Consider the following 26,991-nt stretch of genomic DNA (forward strand, 5'->3'; position numbering starts at 1 on the left):
TACTTTATACTACTTGTGTTTTTCAAATATATTGTTTATCGACTGTTAAGATGATGCGAAAGCCGTTTCACAACAAACTTCGCATCCGGTCCGACTCCTCTTAATGTTGCGGAAGAGAAAGAGCGTTGTCCCTCGAGTCCCACATAATAAAGTCCAGGGATCTTACTGATACCGGCTTTATGGATTGGCCTTCCTTCTCCATCCAGAGCGCCTATCGCTCGTAGGTAGGGGAATCGCGGCCGATAACCTGTCGCAAAGATGACTGAATCCACCGGTTCTTTTGTCCCGTTTGGCCATACAACTCCATCTTCATAAAAAGAGGTAAACATCGGCTGTTGATCTGGTTTTCCTGCAAGGATACGCTCCTTATACCGTCCCGTATCGTTCACCGCACTTGAACTTGGTGCCGATTTCCCGAATCTCCAAAATGGGAAAGTATCAAAACCAATAATTCTAACCCAAAAATGAATATCCTTCCCCCAAACCTTTTGATTCATAAATTGAACCGGCTGCAAAACAGCGAGAGACGTTTTACTCACCTCAGCCAGTTCAACACCAATTTGTACCGCCGAATTCCCTCGTCCTACCACGACTACTCGCTGATTTCGAAATGAGCCCGGATTTTGGTATTCCGAGGAGTGAAGTGTTCGTCCTCGAAACATCTCCTGACCAGGTATTACCGGCTTGTACGGATTATGAAATGAGCCGTTTGCATTAATGATAGTACGAGCTTGAAACGTATCTCCTGAAGTTGTTTGTATGGTAAATCCATGCTCATCCTTTTTAACCGATTCCACGCGTTGATTCGTTCTTATCGGTAACTGAAATTCCTTCTGATAACTCTGCAGATAACGAATAACTTCATCTCTGGCAGGGTAATGATTTGGATCTCCGGGGAACTTCATCCCGGGCATGGATGAAAATCGAGCTGGCGAGAATAATTTTAGGCTGTCATAATAGTGCGGCCATGAACCGGTTGCTTGGTTATTTGCCTCTAGTATCAGAAAACGTAGCCTTTTCTTTTGCAAATGATATCCTGTGGCCAACCCCGCCTGACCTCCTCCAATCACGATCGTGTCCAGTACATCCATGATGTAAAGCACCTCCATTATATTTGCATTCTACAACTTAAAATAGATAAAAATACCCCTTCATTATTGCGATAAGTCCAAAATACTCGCTTAATAAGTGTAGGGACTATGTATTATATATACTTCATAAATTTGCAATATGCAACTTTTATTTTATTTTGTATGAGTATCTTTTAACAAAAAAAGAAGCCTCCAATATATCAGGCTTCTTTTATTGAATGATTAGTTCCGATTCGGGTATAACGTTCTAAGAGCATCACGCATTTCCGGTTTTATCGCAATTTCAGAACGAATGGACTTGACCAAGCTTTCTGCTTCTGCAACACTGGATGCTTGGCCGAGTTCAAGCATCAATCCGGTAGCTACAGTCCCTGTCCGATTGCGGCCGCCTGAGCAATGAAAATACACTTTCTGATCATGGTCCAATCCTTGTTTAATCGCTTGAATGGCTTCTGCGATCGAAGTTTCTTGTCCGCATGTATCTTCGACAATAGGATAATGATGCCGCATAACACTTTTTGGAAAATCATTTGGCTCCTTACCATCATCCCTTAAGTCATACACATCGGTAATGTCCTCATTCCGCAGCGCTTCCTGCAATCCATCAATTCCACCAATAAATACTTTGCCTTTAACCAGTTCATGGTAATGAGCCATGTTTTCTCTCCTCTCCATATATCAAGCTTAGCAGCAGTTGCTTCCGCCGCTAATCACTAAGCCTGCACCTTCTTCATCTTGTTCAAGATCCAATGTCACTTGGCTTACCAATTCTTCAACTTGAGGATCGATCGCTACCTCAATATTATTGATGCTTTTTACAATATCCGTTTCCTGAGCGTTTTCGAGCGCCAATTGAAAGCTCGGACCGCAGCAACCGCTAGCAAGAACAAATCGCAGCGTCGTGACTCCGGCTTCCTTCATCATTTCTTCAATATAACTTTTGGCTCCATCTGTAATAACCATGACATATCAACCTTTCCAATCTAATTAGATTCCTCATCCAGCTAAGTAGGCTCCGCAATCAGTTTTTTCAACTGCGTATACCCTTTAATTTCCTCAGGCTCCCATGGAATAATCACCGTATGGTGGTTTGACGTTTCATTAATTTCCTGGATCCAGGATTGTTCGGACCGTGCGCGACTTTGCAGGACAGGGTCAGTCGTTCCAACAGCGGCAAAGCTTTGATTAATGACCCACCATTTTGTCGGTATGCCGGCGCGTTTCAAATCATCATTCAATCGAACGGCCTCATAATAAGGAGTAGCTTCAGCCAAAGTGACGATGACCACACTGGTTTCTTTCGAATCCCTCAAACGAGGTAACAACTTTTGAACGGATGGCGGTATCTGACCGGATGAACGCTCAATTTCCTTATGATATTCCTGAGTGGCATCGAGCAGCAACAAGGTATGACCGGTTGGAGCTGTATCGATCACCACGATTTCCTCCCCGCTTCGGTCTACCAATTCAGCAAAGGCTCTGAAAACCGCGATTTCCTCCGTGCACGGTGACCTTAAATCCTCTTCCAAGTATGCGAGTCCATCCTCATCAAGCAAATCCTTGTTTTGATCAATGATTTCCTCCTGGTATTTTTGCACTTCCACCTTGGGATCAATCCGGCTCACCGTGATATATTCAGACTCCTGAATGACAAAATCAAGATGTGCGGCAGGATCTGTCGTACTCAGATGCACCCGGTGACCACGTTCAGCCAGCCCGACGGCAATCGCTGAAGCGACCGTCGTTTTGCCTACCCCGCCTTTTCCCATGGTGAAGACCACGCGGGTTCCGGCCGAATCCAAGTCTTGAATGAGTTTTTGAAAGGACGGTATAGATATCTTTTGATGTACCCCTGGAACCGTTTCTGAGACATTGGGCTCAAAGAAATCGCGTAAATTTTGCAGCCCGGTTACATTAAAAGGAGCCATAGGAATTTGGTAAGTCGGAAGCGCTTGGATCACCGGCGGAATTCGCTCCATCGCTTTCAACTGTCTTTCGTAAACCCCTTTAGATACGGGGTCGCCCGGTTTATATTGATTCAGAACACCGTTGATCACGAGATTCTGGTGATGAATACCGATCCCTTTTAATTCAACAGACGCCCGGGCTGCCTCGGTAAGCGGGGATTCGTCCGGTCTGGTGACGATCACCAGCATGGTTTGTTTCTCATCCGTTAAAGTTTGGACCGCTTGCTCATAAACTTTCTTTTGATTTTGCAAGCCGGCAAGCGGGCCTAAACAAGAAGCACCATGTGTGCTCTCATTAAGAAATCCGCTCCAGGCCGTGGGAAGCTGCAGCAGCCGCAACGTATGGCCCGTCGGTGCAGTATCAAACAGAATATAATCGAATCGATCCTTAAGCTCTTGATCCGTCAACAGAGCCGAAAATTCATTAAAGGCAGCAATTTCAACAGTACAAGCACCCGATAACTGCTCCTCCATCGTTGCAATCACCGTGTCGGGCAGTTTACCCCGATACGGATCGACCATGGACGCTTTGTATTCCGCTGCCGCGGTTTCGGGATCCAAATTTGCGGCATACAGGTTATCCACTCCATCTACTTGGACAGGATGATTCGTAAACGCCATGCCAAATACGTCCTGCAAATTCGAAGCTGGGTCCGTGCCGACCAATAACACCCGCTTACCGGAATCGGCTAAAGAAATAGCCGTTGCGCAAGCCGTCGAAGTTTTCCCTACCCCGCCTTTACCAGTAAAGAACAGGTAAGGAGTTAGTGGTATCGACAGTGGATCAAACCGAGTTGGCATCTTCAAATCCTTCTTTCCTTTACGGTTGTACTTTGATTTCCAGACGAACCTTTGGTTTCTTGATGAGTTCATCTTCGGATAGTCCCGTCCAAGCACACAACTCTTCATTGCTTGGATAGTTTCGTTCCTTAACCACTTGTCCGTCCACGATGACAATCGGTAACACATCCGGACCTTTGTCGGAAAGCAACTGCTCCACCAACGAGTTAGCCACAAAAGCTGCAGGTTCACTTGCCAAATTATAACGAGTCACGGTAAATCCTTTTTTGTTCAAATTGTTTACCGCGATGGAAATGCGGATCAACTCAGGATCTACACCAGGGCCGCAAACTCCCGTTGAGCAACACATCGCCGGATCATAGATTTCCATATTTCTCATGAAAAAGCACGCTTCCTTTCCCATAGAAAATAGCCGAGAGTCCTCTCGGCTGTTTTGTTTATTACTCGCCAGTTTCGGCAAACTGTTTGATACGCGCGCCAACTTCATCGCGTACTCTTTGGAACACGGCCCATTTCTCTTCGTCCGTGCCTTGCGCTTTTGCCGGGTCGTCAAATCCCCAATGCTCGCGTTTTACATGCGGAGGGGTCATCGGGCAGCGATCTGCAGCGTCGCCGCACAAAGTGACGACCATATCGGCATTGTTAAGCAGTTCCATATTAATGATATCCGACGTTTGTGCGGAAATGTCGATGCCTACTTCCTGCATGGCTTTAACGGCATTAGGATTCAGTCCATGGGCCTCAATGCCTGCGCTATATACGTTCCATTGATCACCCAAATATTTTTTGGCCCATCCTTCAGCCATTTGACTGCGGCAAGAGTTCCCTGTGCACAAGAAATAGATCGTTTTCTTTTCCATGATTCATTTCTCCTTTATGGTTGGGTTAGTTCAGCATCAAAATACTTGCGTTTGAAGCGTAAAGCCACATTCACTAATGCGATTAATACCGGCACTTCCACTAGCGGTCCAATAACGGCCGCAAAGGCTACACCCGAATCAAGGCCGAATACGCCGATCGCCACCGCAATGGCAAGTTCGAAATTGTTACTGGCTGCCGTAAACGACAGTGACGTAGTAACGGGATAGGATGTCCCTGATTTTTTGGAAAAGAAGAAGGACACTACGAACATCACCACAAAATAGATGATCATCGGAATCGCAATGCGTACAACGTCCAGAGGCAGCGTTACGATCAGATCCGCTTTTAATGAGAACATGAGAATAATCGTGAACAATAAAGCGAGCAGGGCAAGCGGGCTGATCTTGGGAATTAGCACTTTTTCGTACCATTCCGAACCCTTTAATCGGATCCCAATCACGCGCGTCAATAATCCGGCCAGAAAGGGAATTCCCAAATAAATCAGGACGCTTTCGGCAATTTGCCCCATGGAAATATTCACTTCAGCCCCTTGGACCCCAAACCAGCCGGGCAAGACCGTGATAAACACATAGCTAAATACCGAGTAGAACAGAATTTGAAAGATGGAGTTGAAAGCGACTAACCCTGCGGTGTACTCCGGATCTCCTTTAGCTAAATCACTCCAGACTAGAACCATAGCGATACATCTAGCCAGGCCAATCATGATGAGTCCAATCATGTATTCCGGCAAATCGCTCAAAAACAGGATGGCCAAGAAAAACATTAAAATCGGACCGATGATCCAGTTTTGCACCAAAGAAAGCAGCAATACCTTCCAATCTTTGAAGACTCGGCCCAGCTTCTCGTATTTCACTTTGGCTAACGGCGGATACATCATAACGATCAGGCCGACCGCAATCGGAATCGAGGTGGTTCCCACTTGCATCCGCGACAATATATCCGCAAAATTAGGAATCAACGTTCCGAGGATCAGTCCAACTCCCATCGCCCCAAAAATCCAAAAGGTCAAATAACGGTCGAGAAAGGACAATCTTTTTGTTGCGCCTTGACTCATTTCAAGTACCTCTCCTTTATTTCTGCCTTAAGAAACCCTTCATATAATATAATTATACACTTATTATTATATAAGTAAATAATAATATGTTTATGATCGTTCACAAGGTTCCCGGCGCTCTTTTAGTTCTAATTTCTCGACTTTATTCTGTACGCTTGGTAATTGCTTTAATGCATAAGCAACAGAAGGTTTATTTTCAATACGCAGAGAATAAAAAACCCATTGTCCTTTTTTGGTCTCGGAAACAAGCCCCCCAGCCTTTAGTTTTCGCATGTGCTGACTCACATTAGGCTGGGACATCTGCAACAGCTCAACAATTTCACAAACGCAGAGATCTTTTTCTTTCAAAAGAGCCAAGATCATTAACCGGTTTCGATCACTCAACAATTTGTATACGTCGGATGCTTCTTGATAAGTGTCCATGATTCCCCTCCTCTTATATTCCCTTCAGACACATGCATCATGAAATAATAATATTATTACTTAATTATATTATCTCCAGCATGTTACTTTAAAGTCAACTTATAACCGACGGAAGGAATCGTCTGGATTTCAATAAACGGAACCGCAGCTTGCAGCTTCTTACGAATGGCCGAAACCAGAAAAATGATTCGATTTGTTTTGTAAACGTAAGTTCCAAAAACAACTTCCTGTAATTGCCGAGTGGAAAATACCGTCCCCGGTTTTTTTAACAGATGAAAGAGCAGCGAAAATTCATCCTTACGGAAGGCGATTCGATGATCCAAATAGGTTATTTCCCATCGTTTAGGGTAAACTTCGATTACACCAAAACGAAACACCTCATCTTCTTGAACGTTGGAAAGAGGATAAAGTACATTCTCGGTTACCCGCCGCATAATGGCATTGATCCGAGCCATCAGTTCGGAGTAGCCAAAAGGTTTAAAAATCACATCCTCCGCTCCCATCGAAAGAGCACGAACAACTTCCTCTTCCTGACTCCAATCACTAAGAAGAATGACAGGAAAATCCCCTATCTTACTCAGCTGCGCCAATGTCTCCAACCCGTTATGAAGCGGACCGCCGACATTGAAAATCACGATTTCGAAGGAAATGGATAAAGCCGCCCGGGGCGCTTCCTTTATATTTTGAGACCACTCTACTCTGTTTCCTTGCCTCGTCAAACTATATCTAAGGAGCCTTCCAACGGTGAGATCCTCATCGATTAAAAGAATGCGAAAACTCATCATTAAGGATTCAGTTCAGGACGATGGCCGTTTACCAGAAAAACTACATTCTCGCCTATATTGGTTGCATGATCAGCAATCCTTTCAATGTAGCGGCAAACAAAAGCCAACATCAAAATTTGGTTCATTTCATAAGGTTTTTCTACGATATAAGAAACAAGCTCCCGAATAATTTGACTGTATAGATGATCAACTTGATCATCGTCCCTGGCCATTTTATAGGCTAAATCCACATTCTCATGAAGATAGGCCTGGATAGAGTCATGAATCATCTTCTTCGTAATTTCACCTAATCGTAATATATCGGCGCGGGAAACTTGCATTAGTTTTTGCTCTTCCATTTGCAGTACAACTTCCGCGATATCTACCGCAAGATCAGCCATACGTTCCAAATCACTTGATATTTTAAACGCAACGAGGATTTTACGCAGATCCTTAGCTACGGGTTGCTGGGTTGCGATCAGTTTGGTCCCTATCTTCATGATTTTCTCTTCCAGCTCATTGATATCGAGATCGTTTTTGATAATCTGGTCGGCGCTGCTTATATCCTGCTGATCCAACGCCTGAATCGCGTCATTTAAAACGGTTTCTGTTTGTTCCCCCATTGTTACCAGCAAGGTTTGAAGCTCCGCAAGTCCTTGATCAAACTCTTTGCGCCTCGTCATTGCTTGATCTCTCCCCTATAATGATAATCTTGGCATCAGCCGAATCTTCCCGAGATGTACTCCTCCGTTCTCTGCATTTTGGGGCTTGAAAACAATCGTTCCGTTTCATCATATTCAACCACTTCACCGTTCAGAAAGAACACCGTTTGATCAGATACTCTGGCAGCCTGATGCATATTGTGAGTCACCATCACAATCGTATACTTTTCCTTCAGTTCATTGACCAGTTCTTCAATTTTCAAGGTTGAAACGGGGTCCAGTGCGGACGTTGCTTCGTCCATGAGCAGAATGGCCGGGTTTACCGCAAGAGCTCTGGCTATACAAAGCCGTTGCTGTTGTCCTCCTGACAGACTATATGCGGAACGTTTCAGGTGATCTTTGACCTCATCCCACAACGCGGCTCCGCGAAGACTTTGTTCCACAATACCATCCAGTTCCGCTTTTTTGGTGATCCCGTGAATTCTTGGACCGTAAGCCACGTTATCATACACTGTTTTCGGAAATGGATTTGGTTGCTGGAACACCATCCCTACCTTCTTGCGAAGCGCTTCGGCATCAAGGTCCCCTTGATACAGATCCACTCCTCCGATCCTGACCGAGCCCTCTATTTTCACATCAGCAATCATATCGTTCATCCGGTTTAACGTACGAAGCAATGTGGATTTGCCGCAGCCGGATGGGCCGATGAAAGCTGTTATTGTATTGGCCTGAATAGGCAAGTTAATGTCCTTTAGCGCGTGATAGGTCCCATAGTGCAGATCAAGGCTTTGGATGTCTATAATGCCACTCATACATGTTTCCCCCGGTTAATTTTTATTTTGGTATTTATTACGAATCAATACTGCGGATAAATTCATCAAAATCAGAAGAGCAAGCAGCACCATAATACCGGCAGCAGCCAACTCGTGGAATTCAACTTGGGGCCTTGCGATCCAATTATAAATTTGGATTGGTATCACGGTGAATTGATCCAGCGGATTATCCGGAAGAAACGCCACGAAGGTTAACGCACCAATCATTACAAGCGGTGCCGTCTCGCCAATCGCTCTTGAAAGAGATAAGATGACGCCGGTCAGTATCCCTGGAATAGCCGAAGGTAGCACAGCCCTCTGCACCGTCTGCCACTTGTTCGCTCCCAGGGCATAAGAGGCGTCTCTTCTGGATCTCGGTACGGCGCGAATAGCTTCCTGTGCAGACACAATGATAATAGGCAATACTAATAAGGCCATCGTTAGCGCTCCGGACAAAATACTACGCCCCATCGCCAGAGGTTCAAATCCGCCGGCCCGGACGAATAGAGTCAAGCCAAGAATGCCATAAACGATGGAAGGCACGCCGGCCAAGGTACTGATATTGATTTGAATCAGTCTAGTCAAACGATTCTTCGGCGCATATTCCTCGAGATAAATTGCTGCCCCTACTCCAAAAATCAGTGCGACCGGAGCCATAATGGCAACCATGTAGGCGGTTCCTACAAGCGCGGATAAGAGTCCGGCTTCCTTAGGACGCCGTGAAGGAAAATTCGTGAAAAATTGCGGCGATAAGGCATGAATGCCATCGATCACAACGTCAACGATCAAGGCCGTCAAGCAGACAATGCCAAATGAGGTGCAGACGATGAACAGCAAATGCAAGTAAAGGTCAGTTTTTCGACGAGCCCGGTTAAGTCTTTGATTCTCCAGCTCAAGCATGACTAATACTCCTCCTTAAAGCGTTTAGCCATATAGTGGGCAAAAATATTAAGCAGGAACGTGATCGCGAATAACGTCATCCCGACCGCAAAAATGGTTCCATACTCGACAGATCCGTGCGGCGTATCTCCAAGACTCACCTGTACGATATAGGCCGTCATGGTTTGAATGCTGTCCAGCGGATTTCCGGTTAATGTTGGGGTGGATCCGGCTGCCACAGTAACGATCATCGTTTCGCCAATCGCTCTGGAGAAGGCCAGTACAAACGAAGCCACGATACCGGATAACGAAGCAGGCACGACAACTCTAAGAGCGACTTCAAGCTTTGTTGACCCTAGAGCATAGGCTCCATCCCTAAGTGAACGCGGAACAGCCAACATAGCGTCTTCGCTAAGCGAAGCAATCATGGGAATGATCATGATCCCTACCACGATACCCGCACTTAATGCGTTGAATACAGGGACATCCTGGCCAACGGTTTCGCGAAACACCCACTGAATCATGGGTGTAACAAAGCTAAGCGCAAAGTATCCATAAACAATGGTGGGTACCCCCGCCAGAACTTCCAAAATGGGCTTGACGATCTTTCGAACCTTGCTTGGGGCGTATTCGCTGAGATAAATCGCACTCGCCAAACCGATAGGCATCGCTACGAGGCAGGCAATAACTGTAATCAGCAGCGTACCGCTTAATAAAGGCAACACACCGAATGATTTGGGTTCAATTAAAGGGGCCCATTTCGTAGAAGTGAAAAATTCTATAGGCGATACAAGCCGAAAAAAATTGATGGTTTCTGACAAAAGCGTGTAGACAATACCGATGGTCGTCAACACGGATACAGATGCAAATAGAAATAACAACTTGGGTATAAACCAATTCATAAGTGATTTTCGTTCATTTCTAAAGGATACGATTGGGTTTGCGGTTTTTGGTTCATGTTCAGCGCCCAAATGGATTACTCTCCTCACTTATAAAAATTCCTTTGGGATAGGGATGAAAATAAATCCCCCTTCAAAGGATAAACATAAAAATGAAGGGGGATGTCCCGTAATGACTATTGGCTTAATAATTATTTCAATTTAGCTTTTGATTCAGCTAACTTATCGTCAGGAAGCGGTACATACCCCACCTCAGTCGCTAATTCACCCGCATGATCAACAAAGAAATTCACGAACTCTTTAACTTCAGGGCGTTCATAAGAGCTCGTTTTAACATAGATGAAAAGTGGACGGCTCAAAGGCGTGTAAGATCCATCTCGAACTGTCTCTACAGTAGGTTCTACAGCGGTACCATCCTCATTAACGATGGCAACCGTACGCAGTTTATCCTGGTTTTCCTCATAATAAGCCAAACCGAAATAACCTAAACCATTCTTGTTTCCGGCAATCCCTTGAACCAGGGCGTTATCATCCTCACTAAATGAAACCTGGTCGTCATTACGGCTTGCCTGGGCTTCACCATTTACAGCTTCCGTAAAATAATCGAATGTTCCGGAATCCGCACCTGGAGAGAAAATGTTGATCTTTTCATTCGGCCACCCCGGTCGAACATCGGACCAGTTAACCACCGTACTTTCCGGTTTGAAAATCGCATTCAATTCTTCCACGGTCACTTGGTCTACCCAATCATTTTGCGGATTGACGATGACAGCCAAACCATCATAAGCAACCATCAATTCGATATATTCAATTCCGGCAGCCTTAGCCGCTTCCGCTTCCTCGTCCTTAATCGGTCTTGAGGCATTACTGATATCGGTCTCACCGGCAATAAATCGTTTAAAACCGCCGCCGGTTCCCGAAACACCAACCGGAACCCGCACGTCGCTGTGCTCTTTACTAAATTCTTCGGCTACAGCTTCTGTTAATGGAAACACGGTGCTGGAACCGTCGATTTCAATTTGACCCGACAGTTTTGTCTCTCCTGCAGAATTCGATGGTGCCGCTGAACTTTGTCCATTCGTTTCCGTGTTACCGGCTCCTTGATTAGCCTGATCATTGGATTGACCGCATGCCGCAAGCATACTCACGGTGGCAGTGATCAGCAAAATCATTAACCCTTTCTTCAACAACAAGACCCTCTCCCATTCAAATATAATTATGTTACGATGTGATCGTATATCTTGAATGTTTGAAGAATGTTCTCGTTTTGTAATCTCTATGTAAAATAGATAGTTTTTGTTCGATTTCCTAAAATATTTTCTAAATTCGTCTTGAATTTCATATAAGATAATGTTTATATAATTATGACATAACATGTTGAAGAAATAAACTGCTAAATGAAGATGATTGGAGAAGCGTTATATGAAAAAGGAGGGAACCCCGTGACTCATAGAGCCCTTATTATCCAGGCTGAAACACTTACCGGTGAGTTCATCGCAAAGAAACTATCCGAGAAAAATTATGTGCCTGAAGTTATTCCTAGTGGAGAACTCGGCCTACACGCCGCGTTGACCGCTCCGTTCGATATTGTTATTCTTGACCTTATCGTAAATGGTGAAAAAAGCGGATTTCAGATTTTGCGAACGATAAGACAAAAGAACAATCGCGTTCCCGTTATTATTTTGTCGGATCAGAATCAGGAAAAGGATATCGTTGAAGCTTTGGAGAGTGGGGCTGACGAGTTTGTAAAGAAGCCGTTTGGAATGGCTGAGTTTATGGCTCGAGTCGAAACCGTGATCCGAAGAACCCATAAAAATAAACGTCCGGAGCAATCAGCCTACTCCAGACGTTATTATCAAATCGGAGAATTAACGATTTCCCCGGATAAATATGAGGTTGAATCAAGCGGACAAATCATTGAGCTAAACCCGAAAGAATTTCAGCTCTTGAATTTTCTTTCCCAACGAGCCGACTTGCCCTTATCGCGTAAAGTTCTTCTCGACTCCATATGGGGAACGGAGTACAAGGGTAGTCCACGAATCGTAAATGTTTATATCAGCTCACTGCGCAAAAAACTTGAACCGCATCAAAACACGATACAAATTAAACGCGTCCAAGGTATCGGTTATAAACTGGTTTTATTGAACCGCAATTAGTCACAAACCGAAGCGGCCGTTTGTTGGTCCAGCCAATCAATCATCGCGGCTTGGGAAGGAATATGATTCAAAACGTCTTTAACATAAGGCTTATCCTCAATCGTCAAGGAGTAATAGGTCCACTTCCCTCTTCTGATTTCGCTTACCAATCCCCCTGCCTTCATTTTACGCAAATGTTGGCTTATGCTTGGTTGTGACATCTGAAGGATATCCACAATGTTGCAAACACAAAGCTCCCTTTCTTTCAATAGTCCCAGGATCGTGAGTCTGGATTTATCTCCTAACAATTTAAAGGTCTCGGCCATTGTATCTAATTTATCCATGAGTGTTCCCCTCCAGAGATGGCGCTATTTTTCAAAAACACATATTTATATAATTGTATTATAATATATAATTTGCAAAAAGTCTTTATATCGTGATTGATTTGTGGCGCTCCCTAACCTCAGTAACGTATTAGCGACCGGACAACGTTTGGGCATTGTGATGGTCTTTCTCTTCTCCTTCCCTGTACTCGACCCGACCATAGTCACATTAATGGCTGCCACCTGGGGAGCTGACATAACCCGTAATGTCACTACTATAACGTTTCAGTTGCTAATGCCTTATAGGTGTTTCAAGCTGAGCATGTACCTTTATCAGCCCCTACTTAATATTCCGACCTTGGTTGTTCAATAATTCACGTTTATGAATAAATTCTTCATCATTGATTTCGCCTTTGGCATAACGTTCTTTTACAATCTTAAGGGGACCGTCTTCAACTCTATATTTCCTTATGAGTAATCGTGTTACTACATAAATTGTTGCGCCAACAGCAATGATTAGAATAAGTAACCAGATTCCCATGATAGTGCACATTAAGACCATTACGGAACCATTCATCATCATACATACCTCCCGATATTAGAATCTTCATTTTTTTAAACCGAATATTCCTTGAGATCGCCTAAACAAAAAACAGTAGCCTCGCAAGGCTACCGCTAGCGTCCTCAATCCTTATGAAGGTCTGTTTTTGACTTAATAAGCGACTTTCTAGTTTAAATAAGGTAACGGATCCACTGGTTTCCCGTCAATTCGCACCTCAAAATGCAAGTTATTCCCCGTTGCAGTTCCTGTACTTCCGACCTCAGCAATTTTTTGTCCTCGTTTTACCGTGTCCCCTTTTTTCACTTTAATTCCATTATTGCGAATATGGGCGTAAAGCGTCCAAACGCTGTCTCCATGGTCGACAATAACCGTGTTGCCATAACCACTCCACCATTCTGCAACAATGACAACGCCACTTTCGGCAGCCTGAATTTCCGTTCCCTGAGGGGCTGCATAGTCAACACCTTTGTGCATTTTAACTTCCCCGGTGACCGGATGTACTCGAGTTCCGTACTTTGAAGATAAACGAGCCCCCGGAATCGGTAGGGACATGGCTCCCGAACCACTTTTCACTTTTTCTGATGAAAAATTAGAGTTTGTACTTTTATATGTGTAAACTTGCTCCGACTTCAGCTTGTTTTTTTCTTTTTCAAGTATTGCTCTTTTTGTAGCGAGTTCGATCAATAAAGTCTCCTGCTCTTCCGAAATATCTTCAGATTCTTCAATCTCCTCGCTGTATCGGGCAATCAGTTGCTGCTTCTCATCCTCTTTATTTTCCAAAACGCTTTTCCGCGACTCCGCTTCAACATACAAGGTCTTTATTTCCTCATAATCCTCCTTCAATTTCCGTTGCTGCTCTAATAGAAGCTCCTTGTCCTTATTATATTCATCTAATAACATTCGATCCTGATTGGCTATAGCTTGCAATACTTCGGCACGTTCTAAAAAGTCAATAAAACTTGTCGAGGACAACAATACGTCCAAGTAAGAAACATTTCCGTCTGTATACATCAACCGTATTCGAGAATCCAGCCATTTGGAGCGCTCCTTGACTCTTTGCTTGGTTTTGTCCAACTTTTCGTTAGTCTGGAGTAATTCTGCCTCTGCTTGCTCAGTATCAATGGCGATTTTAGTCAATTCTTCGCTTACGGAGTCGATCTCAATCAATATTTGTTTGATATAGTTTTTATTTTTATTGACATAATGCTCGGCTTCCTGTTGCTGTTTTTCTGCAGCTTTTTGCTTTTGCTCAGCTATTTTCGCCCGTTCTTGAAGTTGTTTCAGTTCGTTGTCTAATTGGCTAACGGTTTTGGCATAAATATGATCCAAAGGGCGGAATAAGAATGTGATTAAAATCACAAATACGGTCGCAGATAACCATTTTCTCAAGTTCAACTACACTTCCCCATTTTCTTATGTTTTTTATTTCTCATTTCATATTAGTATTGTAATTAAGAAATATAGAGAAAGAATGTAGAAAGTACGAAGAAATAACTTATTATTGAAGCTACTCATTCAAAAATTCTATTAGCTTTTTTACGCCCTTTTCAAACGACTTAAGCTCATTTTCATTAAGCTCATCTCGAATCCATTGGTCAAATGGCTTAACAAAAAATTCCTCATTGGCAAAATATACTGATTCTCCTTTATCGGTTAAAATTACAGTCACCTTATTAGAACCACGCATTAGGAAACGCTGAACTAAACCTTTGTTCTCCATTCGATCAATGATCTGAGTAATAGCTCCATTCGTTACACCAATTCGGTTAGCTAATTGTCCCATAATCATTCCTCTGCCAGTACCGATAGTTTGAATGACATGGATTTCACTGGGAGTGAAAGAACCGATCGAACCCAAATTTCTCGGTTGTCGTTCGCGCAGCCGGATTTGATGGAGTAATCGTGTAAATAGAAAGCTGGTTGTCGTTCCAGGTAGTCCTTTCCCCAAGGCCAAAGTATCCGAACTTTTGCTCATTTTTCCTCACTCCTTAATGAATTTTCATATCTTTTTACTTTCTAGCAATAGATTACTAGAAATAACTAAGATAACCCTGAGATTATCCTTAGAATTTGATAAGAATTTTCTCACGAACTAATGCTCTATCCAAAATACAGATAGAGCATTAGTTACTTTCAAGTTATGATTTTGGGTAAACAGACTTTGAATAGACTTCCTTGGCCTGGTGAGCTTGTCACCTTGATAGAACCATCATGGATATCAACGATACTCTTCGCAAGTGCTAAGCCCAAGCCTGTACCTTCGGATGTGTACATTCTTGCCGGTTTGCTTCGGTAAAAGCGGTCAAATATATGGGGGATATCATCCGGCTCGATCCCAATACCTGTATCGTCAATCTCAACACCACAATAATCTGAATCCTGAAAAATCGATAGGGTAATTTGCCCGCTTTCCGGCGTATATCTTATCGCATTTTCAAGTAATATAAGGATCAATTGTTTGAGGAGATCTTCATTGCCCCAAGTCATTACTGAGGGTTGATATTTAAAAGTGATTTCCACTTTAGGATTGGAGGATAGAATTCGTGATTCCAATTCCTTTAAAATATTGGATACATCAACGATTCCTTTTTGAATCTCATGTCCGGCATCCGCCCGAGCCAGAGATAGCAAATCGCCTACAAGCTTTGACATCCGTTTAGCTTCTCTAGATACGTCGCTCAAAATATCGGCTTTTTCTTCTGAAGGAATATTCGCATTCTTCTGCAGAATATCCAAATTTCCGCGTATCGCTGTCAAAGGAGCCCTAAGCTCATGCGATGCGTAAGAAATAAATCTACGTTGGCCGACAAACGCTTTTTCCAAACTATCTAACATTTCATTAAAAGTTTCCGCCAGGTGGCCTAACTCATCTTTGGCCCCCGAATATACAACCCTTTGGTTAAAACTTTGTGATTCCGTTATAGCCTGCGCCGTTTGGCTAATGATCTCTACTCCACTTAATGATTTGCGGGCCATGAACCAACTGGCGATGGCTGCCAGAAGTAATCCTGTAAACGTTACGCCAAAGATTGACCACCCCAAACGTACCAAGGAGGCATCAACTTGCTGTAGAGAAACCTCAGCTTGTATATAGCCGACAATATTTTGCCGATAGCGTATCGGCGTCACCATCACACGGAAACGATTATTTTCTTGATCTGTATAAGTTAGCAAACGATCTTGCGTCTTGTTGAAATCCGTGAATGGAGTATCTGGAGCTCGATAAGGATTGGCGCTCTTCGCAATATTTTTTCCTGTTCGGTCCCTAACGATGACATAAACGCCATTTAAAGAAAACTCCTCGAAGGAAAAATTCGCTTCGGTTAAAGGGGTTCCTTCAACTAATCCTTTCTCCAGTTCCTCCCGAATATGCAAGGACACACTGGTAAGCAAACGATCCTGGTCTCTATAATATGAAGCGTGATGCATAAAAAAGATGGATGATGTAATTCCGATCAACAATATTCCAAAAATAAGGGTACTCCAGAGGGTTAAGCGCATTCTTATCGGCATCGCATTATTCCCTCAATACATAACCGGCGCCTCTGACAGTATGAATAAGGCGAGGTTCATTCTGCGCTTCCAGCTTACTCCGCAAATAGCCTACATATACCTCCAAAACGTTTGACTCCCCTCGAAAATCGAATCCCCATACTCTTTCCATAAGCAGCTCCCGGGTCAAAACTTGCTGAGGATGTTTCATGAAAAAACAGAGGAGATTAAACTCGGTTGTGGAAAATTCAATCGTACGCGATCCTCGAAATGCCTGACGCGTTGAAAGATCGAGTACCAGATCAGAAAAGATCAGTTTTTCGTCTTCCTTCTTCTGATGATCAAGTCGCCGTAACAAAGCTTTAACCCTTGCAACTAACTCTTCAAACGCAAAAGGTTTAACCAAATAATCGTCAGCGCCTGTCTCAAGGCCATGGACCCGATCTGCAATGGAATCCATACCGGTAACCATAAGAATTGGAATGCCCGCATCTTTCCGTAACCTTTTGCAAACTTCCAACCCATCAAGATCAGGCATCATGATATCCAGAATGATTAAATCCGGCTCATCTTCCAGCACCAGATTAAGGCCTTCTTTCCCTCCGTTCGCAACAGTGACCTCGTATCCTTCATATGTTAATCCCCTTCGAATCATGGTCGATATCGTCTTATCGTCATCTATTATAAGAATTTTGGCACTCACTAACTTTTCACCTCTCCACTGCCCCCATGACTGCCTGCATTATTTATTGTAGGCCGAAGGTTTTTATTTATACTTTTCTGTTGTGTCTCGAACAACCATTGTCCCTTGGTACCTTCCCATTTGGCTAGTAAACCGGTAGCTCCCTGCTTCATTAGGAAACAGCTCAACTATAGCCTTTTGTCCGTACGGCAGCACGATACTTTTATGATAATGGGGGAACATGACCAATTCTGAATAAGCCGTCTTTTCCTCCCTGATAAATTCCATACGGACAGGTTTACCACGTTGTACAACAATCGTATTCGGCATGTACTTTCCATTCACGCGGATCTTTACTTCTTGATAACCTGATGGGCTGAGAATAATGTGGTGTTTCTTTTTTTTCCTAAATAAGAAACCGATACTCCCGACAATAAACAGTAGAATTAATAAAGTACCTCCCCATTGATAAATGCTCATGGAGTTCCCCGCTTTCAAAAATTTCATCTTTATGCCAGTTATTATAATCAACAAAGATAAGTTTGTTATGAGATTAACCTGAGAAATAAATAAGAAGTAATTTCGGCTCAAGCCAACCTACCATGATATCACTACCGCAAAAAACAAGCACTCAATCGAGTGCTTGTTCGTAACTGGCATTCAAAGAAATATTGAACTAATCATTTAATTTACTTTATAGCCTGTCTTGTTAATGGCTTCTTTAATCTCATCCAAAGAAACTTTATTATCGTCGAACTCAACTGCAACGGATTTGGAAGCTAAATCAACTTCACACGATGCACCAACATTCTCTACTGATGTTTCCACCTTTTTAGCGCAGCCTCCACAGTGCATACCTTCAACGATTAAATTTGCTTTCATGTTTGTTACCTCCATATTTTGATTTCGTTTTTGAATTCACTTTTTATAATTTTACTCTTTGCAGACGAAGCGAATTAAGCACGACGGATACAGAACTAAAGGCCATCGCTGCCCCCGCAAGCCATGGGGCTAAGAACCCCAGAGCCGCAATCGGAATTCCCAACGAGTTATAAGCCAAGGCCCAAAAGAAGTTTTGTCTAATATTGCTCATGGTTTTACGACTCATATAGATCGCATCCGGAATGCTGTTTAGATCTCCCCGCATTAAGGTAACATCCGCTGCTTCCATGGCCACATCGGTACCTGTACCAATAGCCATACCTATGTCCGCAGTAGCAAGAGCAGGGGCATCATTAATGCCGTCACCTACCATCGCCACTTTTTTGCCTTGAGCTTGCAGCTTCTTGACTTCTTCTGCCTTACCTTCAGGCAAAACCTCCGCTAATACGTGTTCAATACCTACTTCTTTGGCGATGGCGTTAGCCGTTCTTTGGTTATCCCCTGTAATCATGACAACTTCAATACCCAGTTGTTTTAATCTCGAGACAGCTGCTTTTGAGGTTTCTTTAATTGTATCGGCAACCGCAACCAGCCCAGCATAGGCACCATCTATAGCAACCAGCATTGCCGTCTTTCCTCCCGTCTCCAGGTCCTCCATATTGGAAATCGCCTCAGCATAAGCGATATTCCGAGAAGCTAGAAGTTTTCGGGTTCCAACCAGCAGCTCGCGGCCATCTACAATGGCACGAATTCCATGTCCGGGTATCGCTTCAAATTGCTCTGTTTCCGGAATGTTGATTCCTTTGGAAACTGCACCGTTTACGATAGCTTCGGCCAGCGGATGCTCCGACTTTTTCTCGGCAGCCGCAACCAAACGCAAGAACTCATCTTCGTTTAATGCGTCTGTTATAACATCCGTAAGCTCAGGTTTCCCTTTTGTAACCGTTCCTGTTTTATCCAGAATAATGGCATTAATTTTATGCGTCGATTCTAAATGTTCACCCCCTTTGAATAATATCCCCGCCTCAGCGGCGCGTCCGGAGCCGGCCATAATCGAGGTTGGCGTCGCCAACCCGAGGGCGCAAGGGCAGGCGATGACAAGAACGGCAATCAATTTTTCCAGCGCCTCCGCAAAATTGCCTGGCGCTACAAAGAAATACCATACTAGAAACGTTACTACAGCAATAGCTACAACGATTGGCACGAACACGCCTGAAATCCGGTCGGCCACTCTTTGAATAGGCGCCTTCGAGCCTTGGGCTTCTTCAACCACCTTAATAATTTGAGCCAGGGCAGTTTCTTTGCCAACCTTGGTGGCCTTAATCTTCAAAGAACCATTTTTATTGATTGTGGCTCCAATGACGCCTTCACCGGGATTTTTCTCAACCGGTATGCTTTCACCCGTGATCATGGACTCGTCAACCGACGAAGTGCCTTCAACAACTACTCCATCAACCGGCACCTTCTCCCCCGGTTTGACAACGATCAAGTCGCCTACGATGACCTGCTCTACGGGAAGAGATACTTCTTGACCGTCACGTATAACCAAAGCCGTCTTGGCCTGTAATCCCATTAGAGTTTTTATCGCTTCAGAAGTACGCCCCTTGGCAAGCATTTCAAACAATTTACCCAGGATGACCAAAGTGATGAGGACGGAACTTGTTTCAAAATAAAGCTCAGCCGTTCCATGATGCCCCCCCATAAACTGCCATTCAAAGGTCTTATATACGCTATAGAAATAAGCCGCTGATGTGCCAAGGGCAATTAGAACATCCATGTTAGCACTTTTATTTCTAAGCGCTTTATACGCTCCCGTATAAAACTCTTTCCCGATCCAAAATTGCACAGGAGCGGCTAATACCAATTGAACCCAAGGGTTTAACAGAAACCCTGGAATCCACATAGAGGAAGTCCATTGGAAATGCGCGATCATTGCCCATAGCAAAGGCAAGGAAAGTGCTGCGGAGATAATTAGTTTCACTTTTTGTTTCCGGATCGCCTTGGCCCTATGGTCCTCTTGCTTTGATTCGCTTTTCGGCGTGGCCTGATAACCCAACTTCTGTACCCGTTGGATCATATCCTCCACTGTAACCTCGGATGGTGTGTATTCCACGTGAGCCGATTCCATGGCCAAATTTACGTTAGCCTTCGTTACTCCCGGTAGCTTATTAAGCCCCTTTTCGATTCGTGTAGCACATGCAGCGCATGTCATTCCCCCAATTTGGAAATCAGCCGCAGACTTCACAGTGCCATATCCAAGATCAGAAATTTTTTTTTCAAAAGCCTCAACGTCGGTTTTATCCGAATCAAAATGTATCGTTGCTTTCTCTAATGCTAAATTGACATTAGCCGATTCGACACCGTTCACTTTGTTTAATCCTTTTTCAATCCTTGTAGCACAAGCAGCACATGTCATACCTGAGATCTGCAAAGAAACCTGTTTGCTTGCCATGTCCGACCCACCTCGTTTTATTCAAGTAACTTGCTTAATCAAAATATACCCTACAGGGGTACCCTATGTCAATGCATTATTTTGATTTTGTTGGTGTTCCTTTTATCAACATTCCTTAGTATTGCCCACTTTTGAAGAGGAGAAGTATAATGGGAGAAGTTTGTATTACCATCGGAGGGTGTTATGAAAGAATTGATTACAAAATTAGCTAATGAATATAAGCAAGATAAAGAATCCGTTTACCAAATATGGTTTCTGAATAATGAAGAAAGATTAAAAGCATTTCGCACGATTAGAAATGGGTTATTCGAAGTGATTAACGCCATAGAGAATAGAACTTTCGGAAATGATTTTAAAGGCTCGCTTTTAGAAACAGTTATTACAGCAATTTCTGAGCAAAAACAAGTATTTACTGGAGCAGCCCATGCTTTTTATTGGAAACCTAAACTTCGTATACCCGACATTTATGAAAATGAAAATAATCAGTTAGCATTCGGGCGTTTTTTGAAAGCTTGCATTTCAGCCACCAATGAAAGACAAATTCTTCAGGAGATTGTGAAACTTGATCAACTTCAAATTAAAGGACTTGGTCCTGCTGTAGCTAATATCCTTTATTTCTTGCACCCCGCTCTCTTCCCTCCATTTAATACTGCCATTGTTAATGGGTTTAACACTCTTTTTGACATGAAAATAAAGTTAGGATCCTGGAGTGCTTATTTGCAAATGAGGGAGACTATTATCTCAATAAATGAGAAATACCGAATACATTTTTCTAAGGATTTGGGAGCTATTAGTGGTCTTTTGTTTGAAATTGGCTCTGGTCGTTACATTTTTGAGCAGGATGCCGTAAAATTTGTTGCATCTTTGGAGAATGCCCAAAACGATAATTGGACTAAAAGACACCAAGAAGTAGTTCAGAACATCGTAGAAGAAAATGAACATTCTGAAATGCAAGCACATTTAGCTAAGGTTGGTTTCGCGTTGGGTTATAAAGTTTGGATTGCTCAAAATGATCATAAAAGGGAGTGGAATGGTATAAAGCTTGGTGAGTTTTCGATCCCTTCATTGGATCTGCCAGCTATACCAAAACAAACGGCACAAACGATCTCCCTTATCGATGTCTTATGGATAAATGCAAGAAATCAAATAGTAAGTGCGTTTGAAGTGGAGAAAAGTACATCAATTTATTCCGGAATTCTTAGACTACATGACCTCTCCATATCTATAACAAGTCATGAAAGCCGCCTATATCTTGTTGCCCCTGAAAAAAGGGAAAAGGAAATAAAGGCCCAACTATTAAGACCATCTTTCCAACAAGGCGTGCATTTCCCGATTTCTTATATCCTTTTTTCTGAACTACGTCAGAATTGTGATGCAATGTGCATGTTCGGCTCAGATTTGAGTGTATTAGGAAAAATCGCCAAGACTGTGTAAAGTTGTTATACCGACTTTACTGTAGGCTGGAATATGAACAAAAGGATATATATGGCTGCTCCTATCCATAGGGTGACTGTAAACCCAAAGGTTAGTGATATCGCTGCGGCAAGTAATGAGCCGACTACGGTCATAACTCCATTAATTCCCCAACTCATAGCAACTTGTTCACGTTGCAAATGAGCAAGTCCATGGGGAAAAGGCATCCCCATAAAGAACCCTAGCGGGAAAAGCAGCACGACAATTATGAACATGCGGTAAGTTTCCGGGATTTCCAAAGAATGATCGAATAAACCAACCAGCGTGTTTGCCAATAAAGCTAAAAATCCAATTATCACTAACGGGGAATACCGGCCATAAATGGTTTTCCCTTGCTTTGAGCAATAACTTCCTATTCCGCCGGCTACCAAAAGAACTCCCAGAACAGTGACAAAAGATCGAGTTGGATGGCCTAATGGCAAGCTCAGCTTTTGGATAAATGTAACTTCAATTAACATAAATCCAATAGCGATACCGGAAAAATAAACGGCTTGTCCTGAAGATAACACCCTCCTACGTAGTAAAAACATAGCCGCTAATATAGCAATCATAATCGCGACGACAAGTCCCATAGGGAATTGGTTCGTTTTATTATAAAAGAATGGCCTGTCGTCCCGATTAGAATTCACGTTGACATGTTGTGTGTTAAATAATGCTTGTAGTGTTCCGTATTGATCGTTTATATAAGGGATATGAATCGGAATTTGTTGAATATGTAAAGTTGAATCCATTAGCAACTGAGCCATTTCTTTGTCCATAGGCTGTTTCTGGAGTATAAGTAACGGCCGATTTAAGATGGGCCCTTTCATACCAACAAGAACATGGCCTAAATGCTGGTAAGTTCCCACCACAGCGATATAGTTTTTTATAGATTTTTCATCCATACCCTGTCCCTGATAATATTTCTTCGCAGCATACATCATTTTATTCAATTCCGTGTCATCATGTAGCAAGAAGGCAAGCCTGCCATCGCTATTCAGTCTATTCATGTAATCCTTTAATGCTTCATGCGTATAGATGAAGTTTTCAGTTAAAGCCAGTCCAAGCCCATTTTCGGATTGCTTTTTAACCAGAGATAAATAAATGAGGTCATATTTTTTGGTGGTTTCTTTTATGTAGCTTCGCCCATCAGAAATAATCTCCTTAACGCCGTTTTGACGAAAAATATCACCTGAAAGCCCTGCTAGAGCATGAACCGCATCAAAACTCCCCTTATTAATATCGACTGCATCGATTTCTTGAAAGCCGGACATTTGAGCAGTCAATACTTCCTGACCTCCTCCTGCCCCGATAATCAATACACTTCTCTTAGGACCATGCTGAAATGCAAGTGCACCGGTTGTAGTTAGTAAGTAGTCCACTTCTTTGAGTTCTTTGGAATACTTAGAAATTGGTGACAACGCACTTCCATCAATCGTCATATAAAGCAGTTCATCTTTAGTGTCGTAAACATCCGTTCTGGAAAACGCATCCCAATGTGTATAAACAATTTCTGCATCCGGTCTCTTTGAAAAAACGGTAAATGGACTGGTTCGATATGCTTTAAATTCGATGAGGTCCAAAAGGGGATACACCAAATTAAGGCCGAGCCCCATCAAAACGATAGTGTAAATGAGCTTTGACCATCTTCCTGTTTTACGATAGCTTACAACTAAATAAACAAGAATCAATACAAATGTTATTAGAACTATAGTTTGAATAGGGTTAATTGCATTCATCAAGAATATGGCTCCCGCAGATCCTATTCCTGCAGCAACTAAATCAACAAAATATAAAATATGGACCTGATTCTTGCTGGATTGCATAGTGCCAGCCAGAATAAGCCCACCTAAAATAAAAGGCAGTATGGCGCATAATGCATAAAAAACAATGCCCTGATATGGTAATGCATACATGGCCAAAACCACGAGTATCATTGAAACTGAAAATATCCCCAAAATCGAAGTGTTCATTTCAAGAAATCGTTCATTCCATTTATAAGCCAGGTAACCACCAACGCCTATCCCTAATGTAGCTAAAGAAATAATTAAAAAAACATAATTATAATCCAAAATGACAGAAAAGAATCGGGAAAGAAATATCTCGAAGATAATCATTGCTAAGGAAGAGAAAAAAACTACCGTCATATCTTGGACAATTGTTCGTGGTTGTAATCGATACATCGATCAATACTCCTCGTGAAATAGATACGATTACAGTGTGATCAATTGCCATTATTTTATTCAGTTAGATTTATTCTTCAACCAACTCATCACTTCATTAATTTGTTCACTGTCACCATAAGTTCCTTCACTACATTAGTATCTCCCTCCTGGATCCGCTCAATAACACAACTCTTCATATGATGCTCTAATAACAATTTTGCAACACCGTTTAGAGCAGATTGTACCGAAGCAATTTGGTTTAGTACATCATCACAATAGGTATCCCGATCAATCATTCCTTTTATTCCTCTAATCTGACCTTCGATCCGATTCAAACGGTTGGTTAAATCGTTTTTTGTACCCTCTGAATGATGACTTTTTCGATCTGTATTTGAGCAACAATCTTTATTGTCATTCTCCGTTGCTTGATTCATAATATTTGTCGCCGAATTCATATTGCCCACCTCCACATTATTATAAATAATATACTCCCTCCCCCTATTTATTGCAATTATATAAGTGAAGCGCATATTCTAACGGAACAAGCCATATTCATGAAGTATAATATAGACCTAGGGGGTATAAGCATTGATCTTCTTCCCAATAATTGCATTGTTTTTTCTTCTAACGGCATGGGTTTATTTGTTTATCATTTCTTTTCGTACACGGTTAAGTAGTATGACCGGCATGATGACAGCGATGGCAGTGGGAATGTCTGTCGGTTTAGGAATGGGCAGTCTTCTGGCAGTAATAATTTCAGACGACTTCTTCATAACAACTTTGTTTAGTATGTTAGCAGGTGGCCTTACCGGTACGCTTATTGGATGGCCAAAAGGTCTTATGGCGGTAATAGACGGATTACTATCCGGAGTCATGGGCGGAATGATGGGAACAATGCTTTTGGTTATGATCCCTCCATCTTCAACCCATACCATGTTGAATATTATTTCTTTGTTTACGATCGCAATCCTGTTCCTGGTCTTTATTTTGTTACAAGGTGAAATCGCCCCCGAAGATCTTTACAAGAAATCGTTCCTTCTATCCAATCCCGCTTGGATGTTTACGACGATTTGTTTTTTTCTGGCTGTAGATTTTTTTATCATGTAAATTCAATAACATTCCAGACGAATAAAACCCTAAAGCCCGACAGAAACGGGTTTTAGGGTTTGATGATTATGCGGCCATTTTACGGCATGCTTCGGCACATCTAAAACATGCTTCGGCACATTGTTGGCAATGTTCTGGACCATGCTTTTTGCATTCGTTTCCGCATGCTTCACAAACATCCGCACAGATCTTACAGATCTGTTTCGCATAAGAACTGTTCATGGACATCGCTTGCGCAGAGAAGGCGCAAATATCAGCACACTCCCGATCCAATCGTATACATTCTTTCATCATCCCGATATTGTCTTCTTCTAAACAGGATGTGTAACAATGGTTACATGCCACCATGCAGCGCAGACACTCATCGATGCAATGTTGAAACTGTTCGTGAGACATTTGTAACTTTTCACCTTCCATTCCAATTAGTTGAAATACATGAGGTATTATGCTCCAGTGTAGTTTTTTTATTCAGAAATTCGATGATTAGAAATTGTTCAGGATATCACATCATTTCTACAAAGAAAACACATATTTTTCAGATACAATTTAAAGAGATATTATTTTGGGGATGACCAACAGATGAACCATAAGCTGATGAACCATAAGCTTAAAAAGGGTGATTTAATCTTAATTGTTTGCATTATACTACTGGCCACATTTATATTGGGAGCCAGATGGCTTACAAATGATGCCGTAACGAACATGAACGAGGATTATTACGCGACGATTAGAGTGGATAATAAGATCTTCAAGACGGTGAAGCTTACTGATGAACCCCAAATTATCGAAGTGAAAACAGAAAGAGGTTATGATATCCTGAAGATCCATGACAAAGGCATTGAAGTCATCGAATCCGATTGTCCGCAGAAGATTTGCTTCACTTTCGGACTGATTTCCAAACCCAAAGAAGCCATCATTTGTTTGCCATTACGAATGTTTATAGAGGTCGATGGATCAGAAAAAAATAATGCCGAAAACGAGATCGATGCTTATGTAAAATAAGCTGATCTATAAACGGGGAGTGCTAGATATTGAGAAAAAAGACGGTTTGGGCAGTAGGATCGTTATTCATCATTATTGTTGTTTTAGGAGTTGGCAGCATTTTTACGAATAGATCTTCTAATAATTCAAATTCCTTTTCCTTTGATGAAAAAACTTATGATTGGCAAAATAACGGTAAAGAAAAACGGTACATTACTCAATTACTCGAGGGTAATGTGGATACTTTATTGAAGGGCACCGTTAAAACAGATACGGATTGCGAAGCAGACGAAACTGGAATTAGCAGATGCCATAATCAAATCGAATTGGAGAATAAAAAAACAGTAACGGTTGTTAACATCCATAATATGCAAAACTTCGCCTGTTTCTCCCCTGGTGATGAGGTTGAAATTCAACCATTAACCGTGGGATGGGTGACAACCTTAAAAACAAAAGGTGCCAGCGTTCATGATTCGACAAATTAAAATGAATTAAAAGGGTCCTACCTGAACACCCCATCAAAT

Annotated in this window: 31 protein-coding genes; 5 read left to right on the plus strand and 26 right to left on the minus strand. The window is 42.5% G+C overall.

The window, feature by feature from the left end; translation table 11 throughout:
* Positions 1-35: 35 nt before the first annotated feature.
* The 14 genes from MJ257_RS01730 to MJ257_RS01795 all read right to left on the minus strand — a co-directional run bounded on the left by MJ257_RS01730 (position 36) and on the right by MJ257_RS01795 (position 11,424).
* On the minus strand, positions 36-1,094 hold the full coding sequence (locus MJ257_RS01730; protein ID WP_127575692.1) for a flavin-containing monooxygenase: 1,059 nt from the start codon (positions 1,092-1,094) through the stop codon (positions 36-38).
* A gap of 219 nt (positions 1,095-1,313) precedes the next feature.
* Positions 1,314-1,748, minus strand: coding sequence for a protein-tyrosine phosphatase family protein (locus MJ257_RS01735; RefSeq protein WP_127575634.1), 435 nt, complete (start codon positions 1,746-1,748; stop codon positions 1,314-1,316).
* A gap of 27 nt (positions 1,749-1,775) precedes the next feature.
* The gene (locus tag MJ257_RS01740) at positions 1,776-2,054 is read right to left on the minus strand and encodes an iron-sulfur cluster biosynthesis family protein (RefSeq protein WP_127575635.1); all 279 of its coding nucleotides are present in this window, start codon (positions 2,052-2,054) and stop codon (positions 1,776-1,778) included.
* A 41-nt stretch (positions 2,055-2,095) separates the two neighbouring features.
* A complete protein-coding gene (gene arsA, locus MJ257_RS01745) occupies positions 2,096-3,859 on the minus strand; it encodes an arsenical pump-driving ATPase (RefSeq protein ID WP_127575636.1) in 1,764 nt (587 codons plus the stop codon).
* Between the two features lie 19 nt (positions 3,860-3,878).
* On the minus strand, positions 3,879-4,238 hold the full coding sequence (gene arsD / locus MJ257_RS01750; protein ID WP_127575637.1) for an arsenite efflux transporter metallochaperone ArsD: 360 nt from the start codon (positions 4,236-4,238) through the stop codon (positions 3,879-3,881).
* A 61-nt stretch (positions 4,239-4,299) separates the two neighbouring features.
* Entirely contained in the window at positions 4,300-4,719 is a 420-nt protein-coding gene (gene arsC, locus MJ257_RS01755) for an arsenate reductase (thioredoxin) (protein ID WP_127575638.1), read from the minus strand.
* A 14-nt stretch (positions 4,720-4,733) separates the two neighbouring features.
* Positions 4,734-5,795 carry an ACR3 family arsenite efflux transporter gene (arsB, locus tag MJ257_RS01760; RefSeq protein WP_240267641.1) on the minus strand — a complete coding sequence of 354 codons (1,062 nt, stop codon included), beginning with the start codon at positions 5,793-5,795 and terminating at the stop codon, positions 4,734-4,736.
* 90 nt (positions 5,796-5,885) lie between these two features.
* Positions 5,886-6,218 (minus strand): ArsR/SmtB family transcription factor, encoded by a 333-nt coding sequence (locus MJ257_RS01765; RefSeq protein WP_127575640.1) that lies wholly within the window; start codon positions 6,216-6,218, stop codon positions 5,886-5,888.
* A gap of 83 nt (positions 6,219-6,301) precedes the next feature.
* Positions 6,302-7,000, minus strand: coding sequence for a response regulator transcription factor (locus MJ257_RS01770; RefSeq protein ID WP_164744108.1), 699 nt, complete (start codon positions 6,998-7,000; stop codon positions 6,302-6,304).
* Between the two features lie 2 nt (positions 7,001-7,002).
* Positions 7,003-7,665 carry a phosphate signaling complex protein PhoU gene (phoU, locus tag MJ257_RS01775; RefSeq protein WP_127575642.1) on the minus strand — a complete coding sequence of 221 codons (663 nt, stop codon included), beginning with the start codon at positions 7,663-7,665 and terminating at the stop codon, positions 7,003-7,005.
* A gap of 35 nt (positions 7,666-7,700) precedes the next feature.
* Positions 7,701-8,456, minus strand: a complete 756-nt coding sequence (pstB, locus tag MJ257_RS01780; protein WP_127575643.1) for a phosphate ABC transporter ATP-binding protein PstB — start codon at positions 8,454-8,456, stop codon at positions 7,701-7,703.
* A 15-nt stretch (positions 8,457-8,471) separates the two neighbouring features.
* A complete protein-coding gene (pstA, locus tag MJ257_RS01785; protein ID WP_127575644.1) occupies positions 8,472-9,356 on the minus strand; it encodes a phosphate ABC transporter permease PstA in 885 nt (294 codons plus the stop codon).
* Between the two features lie 2 nt (positions 9,357-9,358).
* Entirely contained in the window at positions 9,359-10,237 is an 879-nt protein-coding gene (gene pstC, locus MJ257_RS01790) for a phosphate ABC transporter permease subunit PstC (RefSeq protein ID WP_127575693.1), read from the minus strand.
* A 188-nt stretch (positions 10,238-10,425) separates the two neighbouring features.
* Positions 10,426-11,424 carry a PstS family phosphate ABC transporter substrate-binding protein gene (locus MJ257_RS01795; RefSeq protein ID WP_372489729.1) on the minus strand — a complete coding sequence of 333 codons (999 nt, stop codon included), beginning with the start codon at positions 11,422-11,424 and terminating at the stop codon, positions 10,426-10,428.
* Between the two features lie 207 nt (positions 11,425-11,631).
* Here MJ257_RS01795 and MJ257_RS01800 point away from each other — a divergent pair, with 207 nt between their 5' ends.
* Complete coding sequence (locus MJ257_RS01800) at positions 11,632-12,390, plus strand: response regulator transcription factor (protein ID WP_127575645.1); 759 nt, start codon at positions 11,632-11,634, stop codon at positions 12,388-12,390.
* Here MJ257_RS01800 and MJ257_RS01805 read toward each other — a convergent pair.
* From MJ257_RS01805 to MJ257_RS01845, 9 genes are all read right to left on the minus strand, one after another.
* The gene (locus MJ257_RS01805) at positions 12,387-12,713 is read right to left on the minus strand and encodes an ArsR/SmtB family transcription factor (protein ID WP_127575646.1); all 327 of its coding nucleotides are present in this window, start codon (positions 12,711-12,713) and stop codon (positions 12,387-12,389) included. The two genes, MJ257_RS01800 and MJ257_RS01805, sit on opposite strands and share 4 nt — an antisense overlap.
* Positions 12,714-13,032: 319 nt before the next feature.
* Positions 13,033-13,275 carry an SHOCT domain-containing protein gene (locus MJ257_RS01810; RefSeq protein WP_240267642.1) on the minus strand — a complete coding sequence of 81 codons (243 nt, stop codon included), beginning with the start codon at positions 13,273-13,275 and terminating at the stop codon, positions 13,033-13,035.
* Between the two features lie 144 nt (positions 13,276-13,419).
* Positions 13,420-14,643: a murein hydrolase activator EnvC family protein gene (locus MJ257_RS01815; protein WP_275693633.1), complete on the minus strand. Its 1,224-nt coding sequence runs from the start codon at positions 14,641-14,643 to the stop codon at positions 13,420-13,422.
* A gap of 118 nt (positions 14,644-14,761) precedes the next feature.
* Positions 14,762-15,229, minus strand: a complete 468-nt coding sequence (locus MJ257_RS01820; protein ID WP_127575648.1) for a MarR family winged helix-turn-helix transcriptional regulator — start codon at positions 15,227-15,229, stop codon at positions 14,762-14,764.
* Between the two features lie 158 nt (positions 15,230-15,387).
* Positions 15,388-16,767: a sensor histidine kinase gene (locus tag MJ257_RS01825; RefSeq protein WP_240267643.1), complete on the minus strand. Its 1,380-nt coding sequence runs from the start codon at positions 16,765-16,767 to the stop codon at positions 15,388-15,390.
* 4 nt (positions 16,768-16,771) lie between these two features.
* Complete coding sequence (locus tag MJ257_RS01830) at positions 16,772-17,449, minus strand: response regulator transcription factor (RefSeq protein WP_240267644.1); 678 nt, start codon at positions 17,447-17,449, stop codon at positions 16,772-16,774.
* A gap of 63 nt (positions 17,450-17,512) precedes the next feature.
* Positions 17,513-17,908 carry a cupredoxin domain-containing protein gene (locus tag MJ257_RS01835; RefSeq protein ID WP_240267645.1) on the minus strand — a complete coding sequence of 132 codons (396 nt, stop codon included), beginning with the start codon at positions 17,906-17,908 and terminating at the stop codon, positions 17,513-17,515.
* 204 nt (positions 17,909-18,112) lie between these two features.
* Positions 18,113-18,310, minus strand: a complete 198-nt coding sequence (locus tag MJ257_RS01840; protein WP_036644998.1) for a heavy-metal-associated domain-containing protein — start codon at positions 18,308-18,310, stop codon at positions 18,113-18,115.
* A 43-nt stretch (positions 18,311-18,353) separates the two neighbouring features.
* Positions 18,354-20,762: a heavy metal translocating P-type ATPase gene (locus MJ257_RS01845; protein ID WP_240267646.1), complete on the minus strand. Its 2,409-nt coding sequence runs from the start codon at positions 20,760-20,762 to the stop codon at positions 18,354-18,356.
* 183 nt (positions 20,763-20,945) lie between these two features.
* On the opposite strand from MJ257_RS01845, the gene MJ257_RS01850 reads away from it, so the two are divergent.
* Positions 20,946-22,196 carry a type II restriction enzyme NmeDI-related protein gene (locus tag MJ257_RS01850; protein WP_240267647.1) on the plus strand — a complete coding sequence of 417 codons (1,251 nt, stop codon included), beginning with the start codon at positions 20,946-20,948 and terminating at the stop codon, positions 22,194-22,196.
* Positions 22,197-22,201: 5 nt separating this feature from the next.
* Here the strand turns inward: MJ257_RS01850 and MJ257_RS01855 are convergent, their stop codons facing one another.
* Positions 22,202-24,397 carry a spermine synthase gene (locus tag MJ257_RS01855; protein WP_240267648.1) on the minus strand — a complete coding sequence of 732 codons (2,196 nt, stop codon included), beginning with the start codon at positions 24,395-24,397 and terminating at the stop codon, positions 22,202-22,204.
* 89 nt (positions 24,398-24,486) lie between these two features.
* Positions 24,487-24,813, minus strand: coding sequence for a metal-sensitive transcriptional regulator (locus tag MJ257_RS01860; protein ID WP_127575697.1), 327 nt, complete (start codon positions 24,811-24,813; stop codon positions 24,487-24,489).
* Between the two features lie 154 nt (positions 24,814-24,967).
* Here MJ257_RS01860 and MJ257_RS01865 point away from each other — a divergent pair, with 154 nt between their 5' ends.
* Complete coding sequence (locus MJ257_RS01865; RefSeq protein WP_127575655.1) at positions 24,968-25,486, plus strand: hypothetical protein; 519 nt, start codon at positions 24,968-24,970, stop codon at positions 25,484-25,486.
* A 66-nt stretch (positions 25,487-25,552) separates the two neighbouring features.
* Here the strand turns inward: MJ257_RS01865 and MJ257_RS01870 are convergent, their stop codons facing one another.
* On the minus strand, positions 25,553-25,882 hold the full coding sequence (locus MJ257_RS01870; RefSeq protein ID WP_127575656.1) for a four-helix bundle copper-binding protein: 330 nt from the start codon (positions 25,880-25,882) through the stop codon (positions 25,553-25,555).
* 183 nt (positions 25,883-26,065) lie between these two features.
* On the opposite strand from MJ257_RS01870, the gene MJ257_RS01875 reads away from it, so the two are divergent.
* Positions 26,066-26,488, plus strand: coding sequence for a NusG domain II-containing protein (locus tag MJ257_RS01875; RefSeq protein ID WP_127575657.1), 423 nt, complete (start codon positions 26,066-26,068; stop codon positions 26,486-26,488).
* Between the two features lie 29 nt (positions 26,489-26,517).
* Positions 26,518-26,952 carry a hypothetical protein gene (locus tag MJ257_RS01880; RefSeq protein ID WP_172200683.1) on the plus strand — a complete coding sequence of 145 codons (435 nt, stop codon included), beginning with the start codon at positions 26,518-26,520 and terminating at the stop codon, positions 26,950-26,952.
* The last annotated feature ends 39 nt before the right edge of the window (positions 26,953-26,991 follow it).

The sequence above is a fragment of the Paenibacillus timonensis genome (assembly GCF_022427145.1).
In the GTDB taxonomy this organism is placed as follows: domain Bacteria; phylum Bacillota; class Bacilli; order Paenibacillales; family Paenibacillaceae; genus Fontibacillus; species Fontibacillus timonensis.

Excerpts from the sequence above, each read along its gene's own strand:
- MJ257_RS01770 (WP_164744108.1), bottom strand. The coding sequence starts at position 7,000 with ATGAGTTTTCGCATTCTTTTAATCGATGAGGATCTCACCGTTGGAAGG.
- MJ257_RS01765 (WP_127575640.1), bottom strand. The coding sequence starts at position 6,218 with ATGGACACTTATCAAGAAGCATCCGACGTATACAAATTGTTGAGTGAT.
- pstC (WP_127575693.1), bottom strand. The coding sequence starts at position 10,237 with ATGAATTGGTTTATACCCAAGTTGTTATTTCTATTTGCATCTGTATCC.
- arsD (WP_127575637.1), bottom strand. The coding sequence starts at position 4,238 with ATGAGAAATATGGAAATCTATGATCCGGCGATGTGTTGCTCAACGGGA.
- MJ257_RS01870 (WP_127575656.1), bottom strand. The coding sequence starts at position 25,882 with ATGTCTCACGAACAGTTTCAACATTGCATCGATGAGTGTCTGCGCTGC.
- MJ257_RS01800 (WP_127575645.1), top strand. The coding sequence starts at position 11,632 with ATGAAGATGATTGGAGAAGCGTTATATGAAAAAGGAGGGAACCCCGTG.
- MJ257_RS01850 (WP_240267647.1), top strand. The coding sequence starts at position 20,946 with ATGAAAGAATTGATTACAAAATTAGCTAATGAATATAAGCAAGATAAA.
- MJ257_RS01825 (WP_240267643.1), bottom strand. The coding sequence starts at position 16,767 with ATGCCGATAAGAATGCGCTTAACCCTCTGGAGTACCCTTATTTTTGGA.
- MJ257_RS01845 (WP_240267646.1), bottom strand. The coding sequence starts at position 20,762 with ATGGCAAGCAAACAGGTTTCTTTGCAGATCTCAGGTATGACATGTGCT.
- MJ257_RS01860 (WP_127575697.1), bottom strand. The coding sequence starts at position 24,813 with ATGAATCAAGCAACGGAGAATGACAATAAAGATTGTTGCTCAAATACA.
- MJ257_RS01835 (WP_240267645.1), bottom strand. The coding sequence starts at position 17,908 with ATGAGCATTTATCAATGGGGAGGTACTTTATTAATTCTACTGTTTATT.
- MJ257_RS01810 (WP_240267642.1), bottom strand. The coding sequence starts at position 13,275 with ATGATGATGAATGGTTCCGTAATGGTCTTAATGTGCACTATCATGGGA.
- MJ257_RS01875 (WP_127575657.1), top strand. The coding sequence starts at position 26,066 with ATGAACCATAAGCTGATGAACCATAAGCTTAAAAAGGGTGATTTAATC.
- phoU (WP_127575642.1), bottom strand. The coding sequence starts at position 7,665 with ATGACGAGGCGCAAAGAGTTTGATCAAGGACTTGCGGAGCTTCAAACC.
- arsB (WP_240267641.1), bottom strand. The coding sequence starts at position 5,795 with ATGAGTCAAGGCGCAACAAAAAGATTGTCCTTTCTCGACCGTTATTTG.
- arsA (WP_127575636.1), bottom strand. The coding sequence starts at position 3,859 with ATGCCAACTCGGTTTGATCCACTGTCGATACCACTAACTCCTTACCTG.
- MJ257_RS01805 (WP_127575646.1), bottom strand. The coding sequence starts at position 12,713 with ATGGATAAATTAGATACAATGGCCGAGACCTTTAAATTGTTAGGAGAT.
- MJ257_RS01840 (WP_036644998.1), bottom strand. The coding sequence starts at position 18,310 with ATGAAAGCAAATTTAATCGTTGAAGGTATGCACTGTGGAGGCTGCGCT.
- pstB (WP_127575643.1), bottom strand. The coding sequence starts at position 8,456 with ATGAGTGGCATTATAGACATCCAAAGCCTTGATCTGCACTATGGGACC.
- MJ257_RS01855 (WP_240267648.1), bottom strand. The coding sequence starts at position 24,397 with ATGTATCGATTACAACCACGAACAATTGTCCAAGATATGACGGTAGTT.
- pstA (WP_127575644.1), bottom strand. The coding sequence starts at position 9,356 with ATGCTTGAGCTGGAGAATCAAAGACTTAACCGGGCTCGTCGAAAAACT.
- MJ257_RS01740 (WP_127575635.1), bottom strand. The coding sequence starts at position 2,054 with ATGGTTATTACAGATGGAGCCAAAAGTTATATTGAAGAAATGATGAAG.
- MJ257_RS01735 (WP_127575634.1), bottom strand. The coding sequence starts at position 1,748 with ATGGCTCATTACCATGAACTGGTTAAAGGCAAAGTATTTATTGGTGGA.
- MJ257_RS01820 (WP_127575648.1), bottom strand. The coding sequence starts at position 15,229 with ATGAGCAAAAGTTCGGATACTTTGGCCTTGGGGAAAGGACTACCTGGA.
- arsC (WP_127575638.1), bottom strand. The coding sequence starts at position 4,719 with ATGGAAAAGAAAACGATCTATTTCTTGTGCACAGGGAACTCTTGCCGC.